At 62.4% G+C, this 18633-nt stretch carries 20 protein-coding genes; 4 read left to right on the plus strand and 16 right to left on the minus strand.

The window, feature by feature from the left end; all coding sequences use genetic code 11:
• Positions 1 to 183: 183 nt before the first annotated feature.
• The 14 genes from ACYQ3S_RS05155 to ACYQ3S_RS05220 all read right to left on the minus strand — a co-directional run bounded on the left by ACYQ3S_RS05155 (position 184) and on the right by ACYQ3S_RS05220 (position 12116).
• Positions 184 to 639 (minus strand): hypothetical protein, encoded by a 456-nt coding sequence (locus tag ACYQ3S_RS05155; protein WP_054327156.1) that lies wholly within the window; start codon positions 637 to 639, stop codon positions 184 to 186.
• 2 nt (positions 640 to 641) lie between these two features.
• On the minus strand, positions 642 to 1127 hold the full coding sequence (gene coaD, locus ACYQ3S_RS05160; protein WP_459687637.1) for a pantetheine-phosphate adenylyltransferase: 486 nt from the start codon (positions 1125 to 1127) through the stop codon (positions 642 to 644).
• Complete coding sequence (gene rsmD, locus ACYQ3S_RS05165; protein ID WP_459687638.1) at positions 1096 to 1677, minus strand: 16S rRNA (guanine(966)-N(2))-methyltransferase RsmD; 582 nt, start codon at positions 1675 to 1677, stop codon at positions 1096 to 1098. Before rsmD ends, coaD begins: the two co-directional genes overlap by 32 nt.
• Positions 1678 to 1680: 3 nt before the next feature.
• Entirely contained in the window at positions 1681 to 3504 is a 1824-nt protein-coding gene (gene uvrC, locus ACYQ3S_RS05170; protein WP_459687666.1) for an excinuclease ABC subunit UvrC, read from the minus strand.
• Positions 3505 to 3639: 135 nt separating this feature from the next.
• Positions 3640 to 3903, minus strand: coding sequence for an HPr family phosphocarrier protein (locus ACYQ3S_RS05175; RefSeq protein WP_107632189.1), 264 nt, complete (start codon positions 3901 to 3903; stop codon positions 3640 to 3642).
• Positions 3904 to 4085: 182 nt separating this feature from the next.
• On the minus strand, positions 4086 to 6476 hold the full coding sequence (locus ACYQ3S_RS05180; RefSeq protein ID WP_459687639.1) for an endonuclease MutS2: 2391 nt from the start codon (positions 6474 to 6476) through the stop codon (positions 4086 to 4088).
• A gap of 19 nt (positions 6477 to 6495) precedes the next feature.
• Positions 6496 to 6909 (minus strand): hypothetical protein, encoded by a 414-nt coding sequence (locus tag ACYQ3S_RS05185; RefSeq protein WP_459687640.1) that lies wholly within the window; start codon positions 6907 to 6909, stop codon positions 6496 to 6498.
• Between the two features lie 36 nt (positions 6910 to 6945).
• Positions 6946 to 7698: a DNA repair protein RecO gene (gene recO / locus ACYQ3S_RS05190; protein WP_459687641.1), complete on the minus strand. Its 753-nt coding sequence runs from the start codon at positions 7696 to 7698 to the stop codon at positions 6946 to 6948.
• Entirely contained in the window at positions 7699 to 8595 is an 897-nt protein-coding gene (era, locus tag ACYQ3S_RS05195; RefSeq protein WP_459687642.1) for a GTPase Era, read from the minus strand.
• Positions 8592 to 9059, minus strand: coding sequence for a diacylglycerol kinase (locus tag ACYQ3S_RS05200; protein WP_459687643.1), 468 nt, complete (start codon positions 9057 to 9059; stop codon positions 8592 to 8594). Before ACYQ3S_RS05200 ends, era begins: the two co-directional genes overlap by 4 nt.
• The gene (ybeY, locus tag ACYQ3S_RS05205; RefSeq protein ID WP_459687644.1) at positions 9059 to 9553 is read right to left on the minus strand and encodes an rRNA maturation RNase YbeY; all 495 of its coding nucleotides are present in this window, start codon (positions 9551 to 9553) and stop codon (positions 9059 to 9061) included. The genes ACYQ3S_RS05200 and ybeY overlap by 1 nt, the downstream gene beginning before the upstream one ends.
• Positions 9550 to 10563 carry a PhoH family protein gene (locus ACYQ3S_RS05210; protein ID WP_459687667.1) on the minus strand — a complete coding sequence of 338 codons (1014 nt, stop codon included), beginning with the start codon at positions 10561 to 10563 and terminating at the stop codon, positions 9550 to 9552. The genes ybeY and ACYQ3S_RS05210 overlap by 4 nt, the downstream gene beginning before the upstream one ends.
• 44 nt (positions 10564 to 10607) lie before the next feature.
• Positions 10608 to 11834 carry a sporulation protein YqfD gene (locus ACYQ3S_RS05215; protein WP_459687645.1) on the minus strand — a complete coding sequence of 409 codons (1227 nt, stop codon included), beginning with the start codon at positions 11832 to 11834 and terminating at the stop codon, positions 10608 to 10610.
• Positions 11835 to 11855: 21 nt separating this feature from the next.
• Positions 11856 to 12116, minus strand: coding sequence for a YabP/YqfC family sporulation protein (locus tag ACYQ3S_RS05220; RefSeq protein ID WP_459687646.1), 261 nt, complete (start codon positions 12114 to 12116; stop codon positions 11856 to 11858).
• A 98-nt stretch (positions 12117 to 12214) separates the two neighbouring features.
• Between ACYQ3S_RS05220 and ACYQ3S_RS05225 the strand changes: the two genes are divergently transcribed.
• Genes ACYQ3S_RS05225 through ACYQ3S_RS05235 form a run of 3 tightly spaced genes read left to right on the plus strand, consistent with a single transcriptional unit; the run spans position 12215 to position 14972 of the window.
• Entirely contained in the window at positions 12215 to 13249 is a 1035-nt protein-coding gene (locus tag ACYQ3S_RS05225; RefSeq protein ID WP_459687647.1) for a nucleoside recognition domain-containing protein, read from the plus strand.
• Between the two features lie 36 nt (positions 13250 to 13285).
• A complete protein-coding gene (locus ACYQ3S_RS05230) occupies positions 13286 to 13525 on the plus strand; it encodes a hypothetical protein (protein WP_459687648.1) in 240 nt (79 codons plus the stop codon).
• Positions 13515 to 14972, plus strand: coding sequence for a D-alanyl-D-alanine carboxypeptidase family protein (locus ACYQ3S_RS05235; RefSeq protein ID WP_459687649.1), 1458 nt, complete (start codon positions 13515 to 13517; stop codon positions 14970 to 14972). Before ACYQ3S_RS05230 ends, ACYQ3S_RS05235 begins: the two co-directional genes overlap by 11 nt.
• Positions 14973 to 15016: 44 nt before the next feature.
• Here ACYQ3S_RS05235 and ACYQ3S_RS05240 read toward each other — a convergent pair whose 3' ends face one another.
• Positions 15017 to 15586 (minus strand): HDIG domain-containing metalloprotein, encoded by a 570-nt coding sequence (locus tag ACYQ3S_RS05240; protein ID WP_459687650.1) that lies wholly within the window; start codon positions 15584 to 15586, stop codon positions 15017 to 15019.
• Positions 15587 to 15629: 43 nt separating this feature from the next.
• On the minus strand, positions 15630 to 16760 hold the full coding sequence (locus tag ACYQ3S_RS05245; protein WP_459687651.1) for an FtsW/RodA/SpoVE family cell cycle protein: 1131 nt from the start codon (positions 16758 to 16760) through the stop codon (positions 15630 to 15632).
• Between the two features lie 167 nt (positions 16761 to 16927).
• On the opposite strand from ACYQ3S_RS05245, the gene ACYQ3S_RS05250 reads away from it, so the two are divergent.
• Positions 16928 to 18598 carry a formate--tetrahydrofolate ligase gene (locus ACYQ3S_RS05250; RefSeq protein ID WP_459687652.1) on the plus strand — a complete coding sequence of 557 codons (1671 nt, stop codon included), beginning with the start codon at positions 16928 to 16930 and terminating at the stop codon, positions 18596 to 18598.
• Positions 18599 to 18633 lie beyond the last annotated feature (35 nt).

Consider the following 18633-nt stretch of genomic DNA (forward strand, 5'->3'; position numbering starts at 1 on the left):
ACGCCTCTTTCGGCTGCGCGAACGGTGGGGAGAAATCCCACAAAAACGCGCATTCTTTCCGCCCGCGCCGCGCCCTTTTCCCACCCTTCCCTTATTTTACAGTTTATTCCATCTTATTTCACCGGCAAAACGCAGCAAAAAAAGCCAGGTAAAAACCTGGCTTTTCGGATGGCTGTAAAATATTTATTTGGCGATGCTCTTAAAGCGCTGGCGCACCTTGCGGATCTCCTCCAGCGAAAGCGCCACCGCCTCCTCGGTGCGCTTGAGCGTATCCTCGCAGTATTCGTTCGTCACGCGGCGCAGCTCGCGGGCCTGGATCTCCGCATTGCCCTGCACTTCCTTTGCCTTGCGGCGCGCGGCCACGACGATCTCGGTTTCGGAAACCATCTGCCGGGCATCCTCCTCGGCCTGGCGGCGGATCGATTCCGCTTCGCGCTTGCCGGAGGCAAGCATTTCACTGCGTTTCTCAACGATGTCCTGCGCTGTTTTCAAATCGTTCGGCAGCGTGGCGCGCAGCTCATCGAGCAGATCAAGCAGACGGTCGCGCTCCAAGATGCACTTCTCGCCCGCCAGCGGGATGCCTTTCGCGTCCTGTACCATATCGTACATGCTGTTGATCAGTTCGTCCAAAGTTGCCATCGTTAGCCTTCCTTTCTTGTGCGGCGCACAATATCGTCTATGATTTCTGCAGGGACAAATCCGGCAACGCTGCCGCCATGCACCGCAATATCCTTTACTACGGACGAGGATAAATACATATACTCCGCGCTCGTCATCAGGAACACCGTGTCCAATTCAGGATTAAGCTTCCGGTTCGCCAGCGCCATCTGGAACTCATATTCAAAATCCGAAACTGCACGCAGGCCCTTGACCACCGCACAGGCGCCCTCCTGCTTCGCATAATCCGCGAGCAGGCCGCCAAACGACGCGATCTCCACGTTAGGCAGGTCGCCCGTCGTCCGCTTCAGGAAATCCATGCGCTCGTCCACCGAAAACATCGGCTTTTTATTCTGGTTATGCATCACCGCAACGATCAGCCGGTCAAACACGACCGACGCGCGGCGGATAATATCCAGATGTCCCAGGGTGACCGGGTCAAAGCTGCCCGGATAGATCGCTACTCTCATGCTTTTCATCCGTTTCGCCGTTCCGCAGAACGGTAATCAAAGTCGCGCCGTAGCGGCGTTCGCGGACGACCTCAAACCCGTGCGCAAACCGGTCCTCTACTGCACTTTCGCATATTATTATACCATTTGTAGAGAGAATGTCAAACGTTTCTATTTGTAATAATGCATTTTCCAGAATTTCGCCGCCGTAAGGGGGATCGAGGAAAATCAAGCTGTAGCGCCGCTTTCCGGCATGGGAAACAAAGTCGGCCGCCTCTTTCCGGTGCAGCGAGGCGCGGTCGGCCACGCGGGCGGTTTCTGTATTTTTACACACGATATTGTATGCCGCCTTATCGCGCTCCACAAAATCACAGTGCCGCGCGCCGCGCGAAAGCGCCTCGATCCCAAGCTGCCCCGTTCCCGCAAACAGGTCGAGCACCTCCGCGCCGCGGACATGCTCCTGGATCAGGTTGAATACATTTTCCTTAACGCGGTCGGTCGTCGGGCGGGTGCTCATGCCGGGTACGGGCTGCAGTTTGCAGCCGCGCGCGGAGCCGGATACCACACGCATGCTTCAGTCCTCCTTATGGAAAAAATCGTATACCGCCTGCGCCGCATTGCGCGGCAGCACCCGCGCAAGCTCCTGCTCGCTCGCCTGCCGGATGTTCTCGATACTGCCAAAGTGCCGGAGCAGCTCGGCGCGCCGCTTGTCCCCAATGCCCTCGATCTTGTCGAGCGTTGAACCGCGCACCTTTTTGCCGCCCAGCTTGCGGTTATACTCGATGGCAAACCGGTGTACTTCCTCCTGGATGCGGCCGATCAGCGCGAACAGCGCGGGCGTGGCCGAGATGCCGAACTCGCGCCCATCCGGCGCGACAAGCGCGCGCGTGCGGTGATGGTCGTCCTTGACCATGCCGAAGCAGGGCGTCGTCAGCCCGAACGAATCCAGCACCTCCTTGCATACGCGAACATGCCCCAGGCCGCCGTCGATCAAAAAGGCGCCCGGCAGCGGCGTGAATTTCTCGTCCCCGTCCACATAGCGCTGTACGCGGCGGGTGAGCATTTCACGCATGGAGGCGTAGTCGTCCTGCCCGTTGGCCGCGCAGGCGATCCGGAATTTGCGGTAGTCGCTTTTTTTCGGCTGCCCTTCCGTGAACACAACCATCGAGCCGACCGTATCCTGCCCCGCGAAGTTGGAGATATCGTACGCCTCGAGCCGCAGCGGCAGCGCGATCATGCCGGTGACGTTCTGCAGAAGCTCGAGCGATTTGTGCCGCCGCTCGGACTGCTTTTCCCTGCGCTCGATCTCCTCGCGCGCGTTTTTTTCCGCAAGCCTGGCGAGCACGCGGCGCTCGCCGCGCTGCGGGACCGCCAGTTCGACCCGCCGCTCCGCAATTGAAGACAGGTATTCCGCCACCGCCTCCTGCTCCTCAAGCTCATGCGAAAGGAGCACGGTTTTCGGCACCGCGCCGCGCTGCGCATAATACTGCTTGATGAACGAGGACAACACCTCGGCCGGATCGCTTTCGGTCAGATGGAACAGGGTGTACTCCTTGTCCTGCAGCGCGCCGCCGCCATAGTGCAGCACGCACACGCAGGCGCGCGTCTGCCCCTGCACAAACGCCGCGACGTCCAGCTCCGCGAATGCGCCCGCGACCACATGCTGCCGCGTTCCCAGCCGCTGCACCGCGCGCAGGCGGTCGCGCAGCAGCGCCGCGCGTTCGAACTGCAGCTCCTCGGCCGCTTCATTCATTTTCTCCGTCAGTTCCTTTTCCAGCCGCTTTGCGTCGCCCTCAAACAGGGCGACTGCCTGGCCGATCAGCGCATGGTACTCCTCCGGACTGACCTTGCCCGTGCAGGGCGCGCAGCAGCGCCCCAAATGCTGGTTCAGGCACGGCCGGTCCTTGCCGATGTCTCGCGGGAACACGCGCGAGCAGGTTTTGAGATGCAGCGCCTCGCTGATCGTATCGATCGCGCGACGCGCGGCCACGCGGCCCGGGTAGGGGCCGAAATACCGCGCCCCGTCATACCCCGGCTTGGACACCACGGAAAACGCCGGATACGGCGCGTCCATATTCAGCCGGATATACGGATAGCCCTTATCGTCCTTAAGAAGGATGTTGTACTTGGGCTTGTACTTTTTGATCATCGAATTTTCCAGCACCAGCGCCTCGAACTCAGTCTCGGTCACAATGATGTCGAAATCCGCGATATGGCTGACAAGCTGCCGCGTTTTCGGGTTCAGGCGCTCCGGCGCCTGGAAGTAGTTGGACACCCGATTTTTCAGCAGCTTCGCCTTGCCGACGTAGATCACCTTGCCGGTTTTGTCCTTGTGCAGGTATACGCCCGGCTGCATGGGCAGCTTGCGCACACGCTCTTTTAATTGCTCCCTGTTTATGGCGGGCCGCCCCCTTTCTTCCTTGTGGCGCGCTGAAAAAGCGCCAGCCTCCCGCTTCCCCCTTTTGGCAAAAGCCGCAGGGTAAAACAAAAGCGCCGATGCGATATCGGCGCTTTTTTGCAGGATGCGATAAAATCAGTCGGTGAAATTGGACGTAATCAACTCAACCAGTGCGGATACTGCTTCTTCCTCGTCCGGTCCGTCCGCAATCAGGTTGATGGTAGTACCCTTGGTAATGCCAAGGGAAAGGATACCGAGCAGGCTCTTCGCATTCACGCGGCGCTCTTCCTTCTCTACCAGAATCGTGCTCTTGAATTCATTGGCTTTCTGAATAAAAAAAGTTGCCGGTCGGGCATATAAGCCTACCTGATTGGTAACCTGTACCTCTTTCGAATACATAATCTGCATCGCTCCTATTTCTTCAAATCCGATATATATAGCATAGCGCCTTTTGTCAGTTTCGTCAAGGATAAAATGCCCGCGCACCCTTTGTATTTTTAATGAAATTTTTCCTGCATTCTTCCGGAATATATGGCATTTTGCCCTGCACATCGGTTTTCTATTCCCAAAACGGTGCGTTTTTACCGCAATTCGACGATGGTCACGCCCTGCTCGCCCTCACCGTACACACCGCTGCGCACGCTCTTGACGCGCTTGTTTGACCGCAGGTGCTGCTGCACCGCACCCCGCAGCACGCCCGTCCCTTTGCCGTGGATGACCGTGACCGAGGGCAGGCCGGCCATGAGCGCGCGGGAAAGGAAGTTATCCACCTCGAACAGCGCCTCCTGCGCGCTCATGCCGCGCACGTCCACCTCGCTCTCCGCCGAGCGGATGTTCAACTCGCGTTTCGGCGCGTCGCGGCGGGGCTGAACCGGCTTTTTCACGGGCGCCTGCTCCTCCACGATGCGCAGTTCGTTCTCCTTGACCGTCATCTTCATCGGTCCAGCCTGCACCTGCACGCTGCCGCTTTTGTCCGCGGGCGCGAGCACGTCGGCCAGCACGCCGCCCACGTTAATCAGCCGCACGCGGTCGCCCTTTTTGACCGGCCGCTGCTCGTCCGCCTCGATCACGCGCTTCTGGATGCCGCGCCGCTGCTCGTTCTCGGTCTGCGTAATGACGCCGCGCAGCGCAGCCTTGGCCGCGGCCAGATTCTGTCCGGCCGTATCCTTCTGCGCTTTCTTTTTCATGTCCTCCAGCTCGTCGAACACGGTTTCGGCGGTCATGCGCGCGTCCTTGAGAATACGGTCCGCCTGGCTGCGCGCGCCCTCGAGCAGCTTATCCGCGCGCGCCTCGGCCGCGTCGCGCTCGGCGCGCATCCTGTCCCGCTCGGACTGCGCGGCGGCGCGCATTTTCTGCGCCTCCTCCTTCATCTGTTCGATGCGGCGGCGCTCGCGCTCCAGCTCGGCCAGCACGTCCTCAAAGCGCGCGTCCTCGGTCGAAACCTGCTCCTTCGCCCGCTCGATGATGGTGGGCTGCAGGCCCAGCCGCGCCGCGATGGCGAACGCGTTGGACTTGCCGGGGATGCCGGTCAGCAGGCGGTAGGTCGGCTGCAGCGACTGCACGTTGAACTCGCACGAGGCGTTCTCCACCCCGTCGGTGGTGAGCGCGAAGGTTTTCAGCTCCGCGTAGTGCGTGGTCGCGGCCACGCACGCGCCCATCTGGCGCGCGTAGCCGATCACCGCGACCGCGAGCGCCGCGCCCTCGACCGGATCGGTACCCGCGCCCAGCTCGTCAAACAGCACCAGATCGCCCTGCCCGCAGCAATCCATGATGGACACAATGGTCTTCATGTGCGCGGAGAAGGTCGAAAGCGACTGCTCGATGCTCTGCTCGTCGCCGATATCCGCGTAGACATGCTCGAACAGGCCGATCTCGGACTGCTCGTTCGCCGGAATGTGCAGTCCGCTCGCCGCCATCAGCGACAGCAGGCCGAGCGTTTTGAGCGACACGGTCTTGCCGCCCGTGTTCGGGCCGGTGATAACCAGCGTGTCGTATTCCCCGCCGATTGCAATATCGATGGGGACGGCCTTGTCCTTATCGAGCAGCGGGTGCCGCGCCCGCAGCAGGCGGCAGCGGCTCGCGCCGGCGGCCAGCACGGGCGGCGCGGCGTTCATTTCAAACGAGAGCTTTGCGCGCGCGAAAATAAAGTCAAGCGTTGTCAGCGCGTCATAATCCTGCTCGATCGCGCTCCTGTGCATGGAAACCTCGGCCGACAGTTCGGCCAGGATGCGCTCGATCTCGGCCTCCTCGCGGCCCTCGAGCACCTTGATCTGGTTGTTGATCTCAACCACCTGCTGCGGCTCGACGAACACGGTCGCGCCGGTGGACGAGGTATCATGCACCAGGCCCGGGATGTCGCCGCGGTGCTCGGCCTTGACCGGCACGACGAAGCGCCCGTTGCGCTGGGTGACGATGGTTTCCTGCAGGTATTTGGAGCGCTCGCCCGCGATCAGGCGGTTGAGCGTCTCGCGCACCTTGCCTGAGATGCGGCGCAGTTCGCGGCGGATGGAGAGCAGCTCGGGGCTTGCGCCGTCCGCAATCTCCTCTTCGGAGACAATCGCGGTTGTGATGGCCTCCTCCAGCGCACGGTTGCCGGTCAGCAGGCCGAAAATCGGCGTAAGCGACGTTTTTTCCTCCTGCTCCGCGTCGTATACCAGCGCGCGGCGCGCGGTCTGCAGCAGGCTCGCCACATCCAGCAGCTCGCGCGGGTTGAGTGTGCCGCCGCGGTCCGCGCGCAGCAAAATCGCGCCCACCGCGCGGATGCCGCCGAAGCCCGGGCTGCCCTGCCGGATCATCCGGTTTTTCGCGTCGGTCGTCTGATCCAGCCAGACCTGCGCCTGCTCATGGTCGTCCAGCGGCCGGAGCGCGCGGCACTTCTCCTTTGCCGCCTCGGACGCGGCCTGTGCCGCGAGCCGGTCGAGGATTTCGTAATATTCCAATGTTTTTAAGGATTTTTCGCCTAATCTGTTCATGGTTTACTCCTGAAGCGTATTATAAAACGATTGTCAGCAGATATGCCGCCAGATAGATGGCCAGCATCGACCCCGCGCACACGCCGATCACACCCAGCCACAGGCGCAGGACCGCGCGGCCGGTTTCGCCGGCCATGCCTTTCATCTGTTTGTATTGCAGCAGCGTCCACAGCCAGCGGTTCCCATAGGGGAAATAGCGTGCGGCAAGCCGCTGGTATTCCTCATTCGGCAGCATGCGCTTGAGCGTGCCAAGCAGGCTGCGCCCGCACGCAAACACATTGCCGAGCGAGAGCAGAAGCAGCGCAGCCACCCACGGGAACAGCACCGCGCCCCTGTGCCAGCTCAGCGCGAGCACCAGCAGCGCCGCCGCATCCACAGCGAGCTGCACATACCAGTTGTATCGCAGCGCGGTCTGTTTGCGTGTGAGTTTCATGTCTTACCTGCCTCCCCCTCTTGCAGCATGAAGCAGCTATGCCTGCGGCGCGACCGACCGGTAAAACGCCAGGCTGTCAAACCCACGGCCGAGGTGGTACAGCACATACGCCTCGCCCATGCGGCAGAACTGCGCGCGCGCCGGTCCGGTCAGCGCAAACGCATACGCCCTGCGGGCGTCGCACGTCAACACATGCGCCAGCGCGCGCAGCGCGGAATCCGCAAGGCGCTCATAGCCGCCCACCCGCTCCGCGCACGCGCCGTCCGCCGCATTACCCGCGCGGACGGAAAAATACACGGGCGGCCGTTCGATCCCCCTGCCGCACACGCCGCAGCCCGAAAGGTCGGGCGCATAGCCGCTTTCGGCCATCACGCGCCACTCGAACGCAGCCTTGACAAGCCCCGGCTCGCGCCCGCCGCCTTCCAGCGCGCGCAGCGCGTACAGCAGCAGGACGCACAGCGCCGGACTGTCCTCGTCCGGCGTGGCCAGCGCGCTTGCCAGCTCCGCCAGATAGCAGGCAAGCGCGTACCGCTCGATATCCTGCGTCAGCGGAAAAAACGAGTGGACCAGCCCCGCCTCGCGCAGCGTATACTTCCCACCCCGTTCATACAGAATGAATTCGGAATAGCAAAACTGCCGCGCGGCGGGATTCTGCTTTTTTCCCCGCCGCGCGTTTTTGCACAAAATCTCTATCCTGCGGCCATCCGCGGTCAGCGCGGTCAGATAACGGTCGTAGTCGCCGAAATCCACCTCGCGCAGGCCGAGCGCGCGCAGCTTGACCTCGGCCATTTACAGCTCCTCGTAGCCGAAATTGCGCATCTGGTACTGGTTGTTGCGCCAGCCCTCCTTGACCTTGACCCAAAGCTCGAGAAACACTTTGGCGTCCAGCATGCGCTCAATATCCGCGCGGGCCTGCCGGCCGATCTCCTTCAGCATCGCACCCTGCTTGCCGATGATAATGCCCTTGTGGCTCGCCTTTTCACAATAGATGACCGCGTTGATTTCGATCAGGCCGTCCTCCCGCTCGTTCCAGCGTTCGACGCCGACCGCCACGCCATGCGGAACCTCGCGGTCGAGCAGGCGCAGCATTTTTTCGCGCACGATTTCGGCCGCAAGCTGGCGCTCCGGCTGGTCGGACACCATATCCTCCGGAAACAGCTGCGGACCCTCGACCGCGTATCTGCCGATCTCGGCCAGCAGCTCGTCCAGCCCCTCCCCCGTGCGCGCGGAGATCGGGACGACCGCCTCAAAGTCATGCGCCTGCGCGTAAACAGCGATCACCGCAAGAAGCTCTTCCTTTTTCAGCGTATCGATCTTGTTGATCGCCAGGATAGCCGGCATGCGGTGCTGCTTGAGCTGTGCGATCAGGCTCTCCTCGGCCGGACCGATGTTGGCGATCGGCTCGACCACCAGCACCGCCGCGTCCACCTCGGATACGGTGTCGGTCACAACCTTGCACATGTAGTCGCCCAAACGGCTGCGCGGCTTGTGCAGGCCGGGCGTGTCCAGAAACACATACTGCGTGCCGTCTCGGTTGAGTATGCCGGTGATGCGGGTGCGCGTGGTCTGCGGCTTGCTGGACACAATGGCCACTTTCTGCCCTACCAGCTTATTGGTCAGGGTGGATTTCCCCACATTCGGGCGGCCGACCACGGAAACGACCGCCGTTTTGGTAATCTGATTCATTGTATTCTCCCATACTGAAAAATAAACCACAGCGCAGCGGGCGCGGACGCGAGCAGCGCCATAGCAACCCACAAATGCGCGAAAATGTACTGCAGGGCCGCGGCCAGCACGCCCTCCCCGATAAAAATGCACACGCCGACCGCCACGCACGCCGCCGCGCAGACGAACACGCCCGCCGCCGCGATATCCTTGGCATCGCGCACAAACCCGTCGTACCCGCTGGCCTGCCGGTCGCACAGCCGCTCGATCGCCGTATTCATCAGCTCGGCGCCCATGGTCAGCCCGAAGCAGACGCACAAAATAGACGCCTCGGACGCCGTCGCTTTGCCCAGCAGCGCGAATATGGTCACATAAAACGCGGTCACCATATGCACGCGGAAGTTGCGTTCCCCGTGGATGCACAGTCCCAGCCCGCGGAACGCATTGAGGAAGCTTTCATGCAGTTTTCGGATGTTTTTTTTCATTACGCCTCTCTCGTCAGGCCCAGAAAGGCCAGATTTTCCTCTTCCTTGCCGCGCATCAGGCGCGCGTCCCCGTCGCCCCGCTCATGGTCGTAGCCCAAAAGGTGCAGCACGGAATGCGTCGTCAGGTAGCCGCACTCCCGCGCGGGCGAATGGCCGAACGCCGCCGCCTGCTCGCAGGCGCGCGTATAGCACAGCACCATATCGCCCAGCATGACGCGGCCGGAATCCGGCTCGCGCTCCAGCCGCTCCTGCGGCGCGCCGTTTACAAATTCGTACATCGGGAAAGAAAGCACGTCGGTCACCGCGTCCTTATCCCGATACGCGGCGTTCATCTCGCGGACCGCATCCGCGTCCACCACGGTCACGTCGATCTCCGCGCAAAACGGCACGCCCTCGCTCTCAAGCACACGCAGCGCGCAGGTGCGGATGAGCGCGGCGACCGCCGCTTCGTCCTCCACCGCAGTCTCAAAGCCGATGTTGATCTGGTGGTTCATCGCTTGTCCCCTTTGCGCCGGAGGGCGGGATGACGGCTTTCCGCCGGCTTCCCCCTGCCCTTTTTGTTTTCGTAGTCCGCATAAGCTTTGACGATGCGCTGCACCAGCTCATGCCGCACCACGTCCTTTTCGGTCAGGTAGCACTGGGCGATGCCCTCCACCCCGTCCAGCACGCGCAGGGCCTCCTTCAGTCCTGAGGCCTTGCCGTCCGGCAGGTCGATCTGGGTGATATCGCCCGTGATGACCGCCTGCGAGCCGAATCCCAGACGGGTCAGGAACATTTTCATCTGCTCGGGCGTGGTGTTCTGCGCTTCGTCCAGGATGATGAAGCTGTCGTCCAGCGTGCGGCCGCGCATATAGGCCAGGGGCGCTACCTCGATCGAGCCGCGCTCCTGGTATTTGGCAAAATTCTCCGCGCCGAGCATGTCGAACAGCCCGTCGTACAGCGGGCGCAGATAGGGGTCTACCTTGCTCTGCAGATCGCCGGGCAGAAAGCCCAGCTTTTCCCCCGCCTCGACCGCCGGGCGCGTCAGGATGATGCGGGACACCCGCTTGTCGCGGAACGCCGCGACCGCGGCGGCCACGGCAAGGTAGGTCTTGCCCGTGCCGGCCGGACCGACGCCCATGACGATTGTGTTTTTCTGGATGGCCTCCATATACCGCTTCTGGCCGAGCGTTTTGGCCTTGACCGGCTTGCCCTTTGCCGTGATGCACAGCACATCGCGGCCCATAGTCTGCACCTCGGCCTCGCGCCCGTCGCGCGCCAGGCCGATCACATACTGCACGGTCTGCGTGCCGACCGCCTCGCCGCGCGCCGCCATTCCGGCCAGCGCGCCGATCGTGCGCGCGGCGGTTTCCACCTCCGCTTCGCCGCCGGATATCTTCAGCTCGGTCCCGCGGCTGACGACCGAAACCCCCAGCTCGCGTTCCAGCAGCTTGATATTTTCATCGAACGCCCCGAACACCGCGATCAGAAGCTCGATCCGCTCTATCTGGATTGTCTTTTCTATGGTCTGCACCTTGCTTTCCTGGTGTTTTATCCCTGCGCGGGACGCTATTGCGCCCCGGCATCCTCCTCCGGCTCCTTTTCCGGAATCGTGCTGTCATCGACCGCTTCCACGCCGATCTGCTCGACCGCGTCCGCCGACAGCCGCAAAACCGCCGCGCCCGCCTGCTCGGCCAGCGTTTCCTCATGGCCGGTGATCCTGCCGTCCATGCCCGCGGCGATATCCCCGAGCGCGCGGGAGATCATATCCACGCGCACCTCGTCCGCGGTTTGGGTCACCGTCTCGGTTTCATAAAACACATAGGTCTGTTTGACCAGCGAGATCGGGAACACCACGCTGTCGGACAGCCACAGCGTTTTGGTTTCTATTATTTTATCACAGGTACTGCTGGAAATTCCACTCCCAAAATATAAATTTAACCGTTTATTTCCGAAAACAAGCGCATACTGGCGCCTCACCTTGCCCGTATATGTCTTTTTTTCCGTTGTCAGCGCGCGGGCGCGCGCGGTATGATAGGCCGTATACGCCTCCACCTCGCCACGGCCATGCGTCAGATGGTAGTTCCCCTCCTCCCGCGTGGGCGGGACCAGCCCGCTGATCAGCGTATCCCCGACCGAGACCGCGTCGCCCGCTTTTACCACCGGCTGCCCCTCCTGCGCCAAAATGCGGCGCACAACCCCGTCGCGGGCCGCAACGACCTTGGTGACCGCGCTCTGGTCCAACAGCTCGGAAGGCGGGGCCTCGCCATATGCCTCCACCGTCAGACGGTTCCCCTGTATATTGAGCGAAAAAAACGTCATATCCGGCTGCAGCTGCAGCATCTTCCATCGGATCCTGCCGGTATCGATCGCGCTCCGCCGCGCGCCGATATGTACGCCCAGCGCGTCGAGCTGCCGCATGATTTCCCCTTCCGGCAGCGCGGCGGAAATATTCGTTTCGATCGACCAGATGTGGGCGTGTAAAATCCAGCATAACAGCATAAGCGCAAAAAAGCCGCCCCACAGCGCGTACCGCGGCCGCAGCCGCGCGGCGACAAAGGGCGCGCCCCGCCGCCGCACGATATGCACCCGACAGCCCGTGCGCCCCATATGCCGCCACAGCGCACGGAAGTCCGCGACCGACAGCGTCGCGTACATCTCGTTCCAGGCGGTGCGTTTCATGCGGCGCAGCGTGATACCGTGCCGCGCACAGGCATTGAGAAAGCGCGGCAGGCTCGCGCCCGTCACACGGACGCGCACCTGTCCGCGCGCCAGCAGCAAAAGCCGCCCAACCATCCGTTTCCCTCCCTTTCGGCGTCAGCCCGCCGTGGTGTATTCCACCGAAACGATCCTTCCGGTCACCGCCAGCTCATCCAGCGAAAGCGCCGCGAGCGTCAGGCCCGCGCCCGTGATGCGCACCTCGCAGCCGCAGCATTTGACGCGGAGCAGCCCGTCGTCATACTCCTGTATCCCGCGGTGGTTCTCCACCACGACGCGGCTGTTGCCGATGATCTCCACGCGCGGGCGGCTGCCGTGCAGATCCTCCAGCATCGCCGCCCCAAACCCATCGTGCGCCATGCGTCCCCTCCTCCGTTCGGGCTATTGTATGCGGCGCCGGCATGAAACTTGCCTGCCGGACATAGAATAGGGAATCTCTGTCAACCGGGGTGAGGTCAATGAAGCTGTTTTTCTCCCTTGCGCTGTTCGCGGCGTTCCTGCTCTGCCCGGCCGCCTGCGCGGACGGGGTGCGCGAAGGTCTGGCGCTTGCCGGCCGCGAAGCGCTGCCCGCGCTGTTCCCGTTTTTCGTGGCCAGCGGCCTGCTCGTCCGTTCCGGACTGGCGGAGCGGCTCGGCAGGGCTGCCGCCCGGCCGCTCGCACGGCTGTACGGTCTGCCGCCCGAGGCCGCGCCCGCGGTCATACTGGGGCTGACCGGCGGTTATCCGGTCGGCGCGGCCACCGTGGCCGAGCTGCTCCAGCAGGGCGCGCTGTCGCGCGAAGCCGCCGCGCGGGTCAACGCGTTCTGCAACTGCGCCAGCCCGGGCTTCTGTATCGGGCTGGTCGGGCTGGGCGTGTTCGGCAGCGCGCGGACCGGCGCGGTCCTTTACGGCATACACGCGCTGTCCGCGCTGCTGACCGGCCTGATCGTGGCGCGCGGCCCCATGGCGCGGCCGGCAGGCGGGCGGTCGGCCGCCGCGCCCAGGGAGGGCTTTGCCTCCGCTTTCTGCGGCGCCACGCAGCAGGCCGCGCGCACCGCACTGACCGTCACCGCCTTCCTGACGGTTTTTTCCGTCCTGCTGCGGCTGCTCCGTCCCGCCCTGCGCGCCCTGCCGTACGGCGATATGCTGGCCGGCCTGATCGAGCTGACCAACGGGCTTGACGAGCTGGCGCTGCTTCCCCTGACCGTCGGCGCCCAGCTCACGCTGGCGTCTTTCCTGCTCGGCTTCGGCGGGCTGGCCGTGCAGTTCCAGGCGCGCGCGCTGACCGCCCCGTTCGCGCTCCCATCCGGCGCTTTCACGCTCGGCAAGCTGCTCCACGGCACGATTGCCGCCGTGTGTACCGCTTTGCTGTTCCAGCTTTCCCCCAGGGCGCTGACCGTGTTCGCAGGCGCCGCCGCGCCCGTCCGCGCCTTTAACCTGGCCGGCGCCGTCCTGCTCGGCGTTTTGCTATTGTTATTAATTTGGGGTGGAAAAAGCACGAAAAATAAGATATAATGGGTCACAGTACATAAGAATGGAGTGACCATCCGCATGAAGCTGAAAAAGCTGCTGCGAAAGGATATCGAGCCGCGCTGCATTTACTGCGCGCACGGCTCCCCCCTGGCGGACGGGCAGCGCATCGCGTGCCGCCGCCGCGGCGTTGTCGACGGCGCCGACCACTGCCGCGCGTTCCGCTACGACCCGCTGCGCCGCATCCCGCCCAAGCCCGCGGCCATACGCGGCCATTTCACCGACGCAGACTTTTCTCTGGGGGATCCGCATGAAAAATAATGTTATTTTCCGCCGCCTGACCGCGCTTGCGCTTTGTTTCCTGTTTTTATTTTCCGCCGCGCCGCTCCCGCGGGCCTCTGCGACCGGAGAAGAGGACGACACACTCTCCTCCCAGAACGACGGCGATACTACAGAGGGGGGAGACGCCAAAATCGAAAGCGGCACCACGGCCGGCGGCCTGGCCGATCCCCTGATCGACGCCACCGCCGCGCTGCTGGTCAACGCCGATACCGGCATGGTGCTGTATGAAAAAAACGCGGACGAGCGGCGCTATCCCGCCTCAACCACCAAGGTCATGACCGCGCTGCTCACGCTCGAGCAGGTCGAGGATCTGGAGGAGATCGTCACCGCGCAGGAGTCGGATTTTGAAAACGTCACGGCCGACAGTTCAAACGCCGATATCAAGGTAGGCGAGCAGGTGCGGGTCGTCGACCTGCTGTACGCGCTCATGCTTCCCTCGGCAAACGAGGCGGCCTATATGCTGGCGCGGCATGTCGGCGGATCGTACGAGGAATTTGTCAACATGATGAACGCGCGCGCGCAGGAGCTTGGCTGCACCGGCACGCATTTCTCCAACCCCTGCGGCCTGCATGCGGACGACCATTATTCCACCGCGCGCGACCTGCTGCTGATCTCGCAGGCCGCCATGCAGGATGAAACGTTCGTTACGATCGCCGAAACCGCACAGTACCGGATGCCCGCGACCAACATGCACGATTCGCGCGTCATCTTCACCACCAACCTGCTCATTTTCCGCCGTACCGATCCCTGGTCGAACGTTTACGCCAAAGGGATTAAAACCGGCCACACCTCGCAGGCCGGCAACTGCCTGGTTTCCTATGCGGAAAAGGGCGGGGCCAAGCTGTATTCCGTCCTGCTCGGCTGCGCGGACGCGCCGGACAGCTCGACCGTCGCCAAGAGCTTTACCGAAACCAACCGCCTGTTCGACTGGGGCTTTGAGAACTTTGTCTCCAAAACGCTGGCCAAGCAGGGGCAGGAGATCACGCATGTCAACGTCCGCCTGTCCACGGACGCGGACGAGGTCGTGCTGACCGCCAAAAACGACCTTGTCGCCACGCTCCCCAAAAACCTGGAGGTCGACCAGCTGGAGCAGTTCCCCACCATACCGGACAGCAAGGACGCCCCCATCAAGGCGGGGGATGTCATCGGCAGCATCACCTACTCCTACGGCGGCGTCGAATACGGCACGGTCGAGCTGGTCGCGCTCAACGACGTGGAACGCAGCAACGTCCTGTATTATGCGGACAAGCTCGAGAACTTCTTCAAAAGCACTGCGTTCAAGGTGATTCTGGTCGTGCTGGCGATCTTTGTCGTGCTCTACATCCTGTTCAATCTGACGTTCGGCGGCATGCGCCGGCGGAAGCAGCGCAAAAACATGCGCGCCCGTTACGAAAATTCCAATTACCAGCGCAGACGACGCCGGTAAGCAGCAAAAACGCCGCCCGTAGGGCGGCGTTTCTATTTATGCCTTCATGCCATTTCGTCCATCTGTGCGTTCACCGTGTCCTCGCTTGCCCGCATCGCGTCCAGCGTCTGCTGCATCAGCTCGTCCAGCGTCAGCCCGCACAGCTCCGCTCCCCGCGCGATCACCTCGCGCGAGCAGCCGGCGGCGAACTTTTTATCCTTATATTTTTTCTTCAGGCTTTTCAGCTCCATGTCCTGCACGCTTTTGGAGGGCCGCATGAGCGCAGCCGCGCCGATCAGTCCGGTCAACTCGTCCGAGGCAAACAGCAGCTTTTCCATTTCGTGCGTCGGCTCCACATCCGAGCAAAGCCCCCAGCCGTGGCTGCACACCGCATGGACGGTCGCCTCGTCCGCCCCGCCCTCGCGCAGCAGCTCGGGCGCCTTGACGCAGTGCTGCTCCGGCCATTGTTCAAAATCGATATCATGCAGCAGACCGGCTACACCCCAAAAGTCCGCGTCCTCGCCCCGCTGCTCCGCGAAATACCGCATAACGGCCTCGACCGTCAGCGCGTGGCGCAGATGGAACGGCTCCCTGTTATATCTGCGCAAAAGCTCCCATGCCTGTTGTCTTTCCATTGCCAAACATCCTTTCCGCTTTTGTTTTCCATCCGGCCGCGCGCTACTGCAGCCACGACGGTTTTTCCCTCATCCGCACGCCCGCGGCGATACCCAGCGCCGCGTACATGGTGACGATCGACGTGCCGCCGTAAGAGAAGAACGGCAGCGTCAGGCCCATGACGGGCAGCAGGCCGACGTTCATGAAAATATTCATAAACGTCTGGAACAGGAACATGCCCGACACGCCCACGGCGAGCAGCGACGAAAACGTCGTTGACGCGCGGTACGAAACATAAAACAGCCGCAGGATCAGCAGCGTCAGCAGGCCGATGATGAGCATGCAGCCGATAAAGCCCAGTTCCTCGCCCGCGACGGAAAAAATATAGTCGGTCTGATTTTCCGATACGATCTGCATCTGCGTCATCGTGCCATTGGTCAGGCCCTGCCCGCTGAACTGCCCCGAGCCGATCGCGATCTTGCCGTAGGTCGCCTGGCGCGAGATATCCGGATCGATCGACGGGTCGAACAGCACCAGAATGCGCGTGATCTGGTAGCCCTTCAGGACAAAATTCCACAGGACCGGTATGCTGACCAGCCCGAGCCCCGCGCCCACGGCGATCCACTTCAGCGAAAGGCCCGCGGCAAACAGCATAATCAGCGCGATCATAAAATACTGGATCGCCATGCCGGTATCGCCCGAGGCAACGACTACCGCGCCCATCATGATGAGCGTGTGCAGGCCGATCACGAACAGGCCGCGCCATTCGCTGATATGCTCGCGTATTTCGGAAATGTGCGCGGCCAGCGTAAAGATAAAAATCAGCTTGCCCAGCTCGCCCGGCTGCAGGCTGGTCACGCCCAGGTTGAGCCACGCGCGCTGGCCGTTGACCTCCTGCCCGAGCGGGGTGAACAGCAGCATCTGCAGGCCGATGTTGAACAGCACGAATATCTTCCACCAGCCGCTCATGGTTTCCAGGTCGATCAGGCTCATCACGACAAACGCGCCCAGGCCGATGATAATCGCCGCCGCCTGCACGAACAGGTTGCGCGTGCTGCCATCCAGCCCGCTCACGGGATTGAGCGTTGCCGAATAAATCAGCACCATGCCATACGCCGAGCACAGAAACGCGAGGACAAGCAGATAAAGGTCGGTATTTTTCAGATAATGTCTGACGGTTTTAAAAACGTCCACGCCGACCCTCCTTTTCTATTGGGATTTGCGTCTGTTTTATATCATACCACAATGCGGCGCCATTTGCGAGTCGCAAATTCGGCAAATTTTTCGCGTCTACCGCTGGAAAACTGTGCAGAACATTGTTATAATATTGACACTGTGTAAATTATACGGGAGGAAATGTTATGTTATCCGATATCGAAATCGCGCAGGGCTGCCAGATGCGCCCGATCGCGGAAGTCGCCGCGGCCGCCGGACTGGACGCGGACGACCTGGAGCTGTACGGCAAGTACAAGGCCAAGCTGTCCACAGACGTGTGGGCCAAGCTGGAGGGCCGCGAAAACGGCAAGCTGGTGCTCGTCACCGCCATCAACCCCACTCCCGCGGGTGAGGGCAAGACCACCACGACCGTCGGCCTCGGCCAGGCGATGGCCAAGCTCGGCAAAAATGCGGTGATCGCGCTGCGCGAGCCGTCCCTCGGCCCTGTGTTCGGCATCAAGGGCGGCGCGGCCGGCGGCGGCTATGCGCAGGTTGTGCCGATGGAGGACATCAACCTGCACTTTACCGGCGACATGCACGCCATCACCGCCGCGAACAACCTGCTCTGCGCCATGCTGGACAACCACATGCAGCAGGGCAACGCGCTCGGCATCGACCCGCGCCGGGTGATCTTCACCCGCGTGATGGACATGAACGACCGCAGCCTGCGCAACATCACGATCGGCCTGGGCGGTAAAATGAACGGTGTGCCGCGCGAGGACCATTTTATGATTACGGTTGCCTCCGAGATCATGGCGATCCTGTGCCTGGCCTCCGACCTGGACGACCTGAAAAAGCGCTTCGGCGACATCCTGGTCGCCTATTCCTACGCAGGCAAGCCGATCTTCGCGCGCGACCTGCACGCGGAGGGGGCGATGACCGCGCTGATGAAGGACGCGATCAAGCCCAACCTGGTGCAGACGCTCGAAGGCACCCCCTGCCTGATGCACGGCGGTCCGTTCGCCAATATCGCTCACGGCTGCAACAGCGTGCAGGCCACCAAACTTGCCTTAAAGCTGGCGGACATCGCCATCACCGAGGCCGGCTTCGGCGCGGACCTTGGCGCGGAAAAATTCATGGACATCAAGTGCCGCAAGGCCGGCCTCGCGCCCGACTGCATCGTCCTCGTGGCGACCGTGCGCGCGCTTAAATACAACGGCGGCGTACCCAAGGCCGAGCTGAACGCGCCCGACCTGGCCGCGCTCGAACGCGGCGTCTGCAATCTGGACGCGCACCTGGACAACATGCAGAAGTTCGGCGTGCCGGTGGTTGTGGCCATCAACTCGTTCCCGACCGATACCGAGGAGGAGGTCGCCTTCATCCGCGCGCACTGTGCAAAGCGCGGCGTGCGCGTGGCGCTCTCCGAGGTGTTCGCTAAGGGCGGCGAGGGCGGCAAGGCTCTGGCAAACGAGGTGCTCGCCGTGCTGGACGAGGGCAAAGCGGACTTCCATATGCTCTACGAGGACAGCCTCCCGCTCGAGGATAAGATCCGCAAAATCGCCAAGGAGATCTATGGCGCGCTGGGTGTGACCATCGCGCCGGCGGCGCACAAGGAGCTGGCGAACATCACCGAAATGGGCTACGGCCATCTGCCGGTGTGCGTGGCGAAAACGCAGTATTCGCTGTCCGACGATCCGGCGCTGCTCGGCCGGCCGACCGAATTTGTGGTCAATGTGCGCACAGCGCGCCTGGCCGCGGGCGCGGGCTTTGTCGTCGTCGAGACCGGCGCGATCATGACCATGCCCGGCCTGCCCAGGGTGCCGGCCGCGGAAAATATCGACGTGGATCGGGAAGGCAGGATCACCGGCCTGTTCTAACGGCTTCCTAAGGCAAAGGCCGCCCCAGGCGGCTT

This window comes from Agathobaculum sp. TL06 (assembly GCF_054658635.1).

Excerpts from the sequence above, each read along its gene's own strand:
- recO (WP_459687641.1), bottom strand. The coding sequence starts at position 7,698 with ATGGCCGAGGTCAAGCTGCGCGCGCTCGGCCTGCGCGAGGTGGATTTC.
- ACYQ3S_RS05180 (WP_459687639.1), bottom strand. The coding sequence starts at position 6,476 with ATGAACAGATTAGGCGAAAAATCCTTAAAAACATTGGAATATTACGAA.
- ACYQ3S_RS05200 (WP_459687643.1), bottom strand. The coding sequence starts at position 9,059 with ATGAAAAAAAACATCCGAAAACTGCATGAAAGCTTCCTCAATGCGTTC.
- ACYQ3S_RS05240 (WP_459687650.1), bottom strand. The coding sequence starts at position 15,586 with ATGGAAAGACAACAGGCATGGGAGCTTTTGCGCAGATATAACAGGGAG.
- ACYQ3S_RS05175 (WP_107632189.1), bottom strand. The coding sequence starts at position 3,903 with ATGTATTCGAAAGAGGTACAGGTTACCAATCAGGTAGGCTTATATGCC.
- ACYQ3S_RS05185 (WP_459687640.1), bottom strand. The coding sequence starts at position 6,909 with ATGAAACTCACACGCAAACAGACCGCGCTGCGATACAACTGGTATGTG.
- ACYQ3S_RS05230 (WP_459687648.1), top strand. The coding sequence starts at position 13,286 with ATGAAGCTGAAAAAGCTGCTGCGAAAGGATATCGAGCCGCGCTGCATT.
- coaD (WP_459687637.1), bottom strand. The coding sequence starts at position 1,127 with ATGAGAGTAGCGATCTATCCGGGCAGCTTTGACCCGGTCACCCTGGGA.
- ACYQ3S_RS05220 (WP_459687646.1), bottom strand. The coding sequence starts at position 12,116 with ATGGCGCACGATGGGTTTGGGGCGGCGATGCTGGAGGATCTGCACGGC.
- era (WP_459687642.1), bottom strand. The coding sequence starts at position 8,595 with ATGAATCAGATTACCAAAACGGCGGTCGTTTCCGTGGTCGGCCGCCCG.
- ACYQ3S_RS05250 (WP_459687652.1), top strand. The coding sequence starts at position 16,928 with ATGTTATCCGATATCGAAATCGCGCAGGGCTGCCAGATGCGCCCGATC.
- ACYQ3S_RS05155 (WP_054327156.1), bottom strand. The coding sequence starts at position 639 with ATGGCAACTTTGGACGAACTGATCAACAGCATGTACGATATGGTACAG.
- ybeY (WP_459687644.1), bottom strand. The coding sequence starts at position 9,553 with ATGAACCACCAGATCAACATCGGCTTTGAGACTGCGGTGGAGGACGAA.
- ACYQ3S_RS05235 (WP_459687649.1), top strand. The coding sequence starts at position 13,515 with ATGAAAAATAATGTTATTTTCCGCCGCCTGACCGCGCTTGCGCTTTGT.
- ACYQ3S_RS05225 (WP_459687647.1), top strand. The coding sequence starts at position 12,215 with ATGAAGCTGTTTTTCTCCCTTGCGCTGTTCGCGGCGTTCCTGCTCTGC.
- rsmD (WP_459687638.1), bottom strand. The coding sequence starts at position 1,677 with ATGCGTGTGGTATCCGGCTCCGCGCGCGGCTGCAAACTGCAGCCCGTA.
- ACYQ3S_RS05215 (WP_459687645.1), bottom strand. The coding sequence starts at position 11,834 with ATGGTTGGGCGGCTTTTGCTGCTGGCGCGCGGACAGGTGCGCGTCCGT.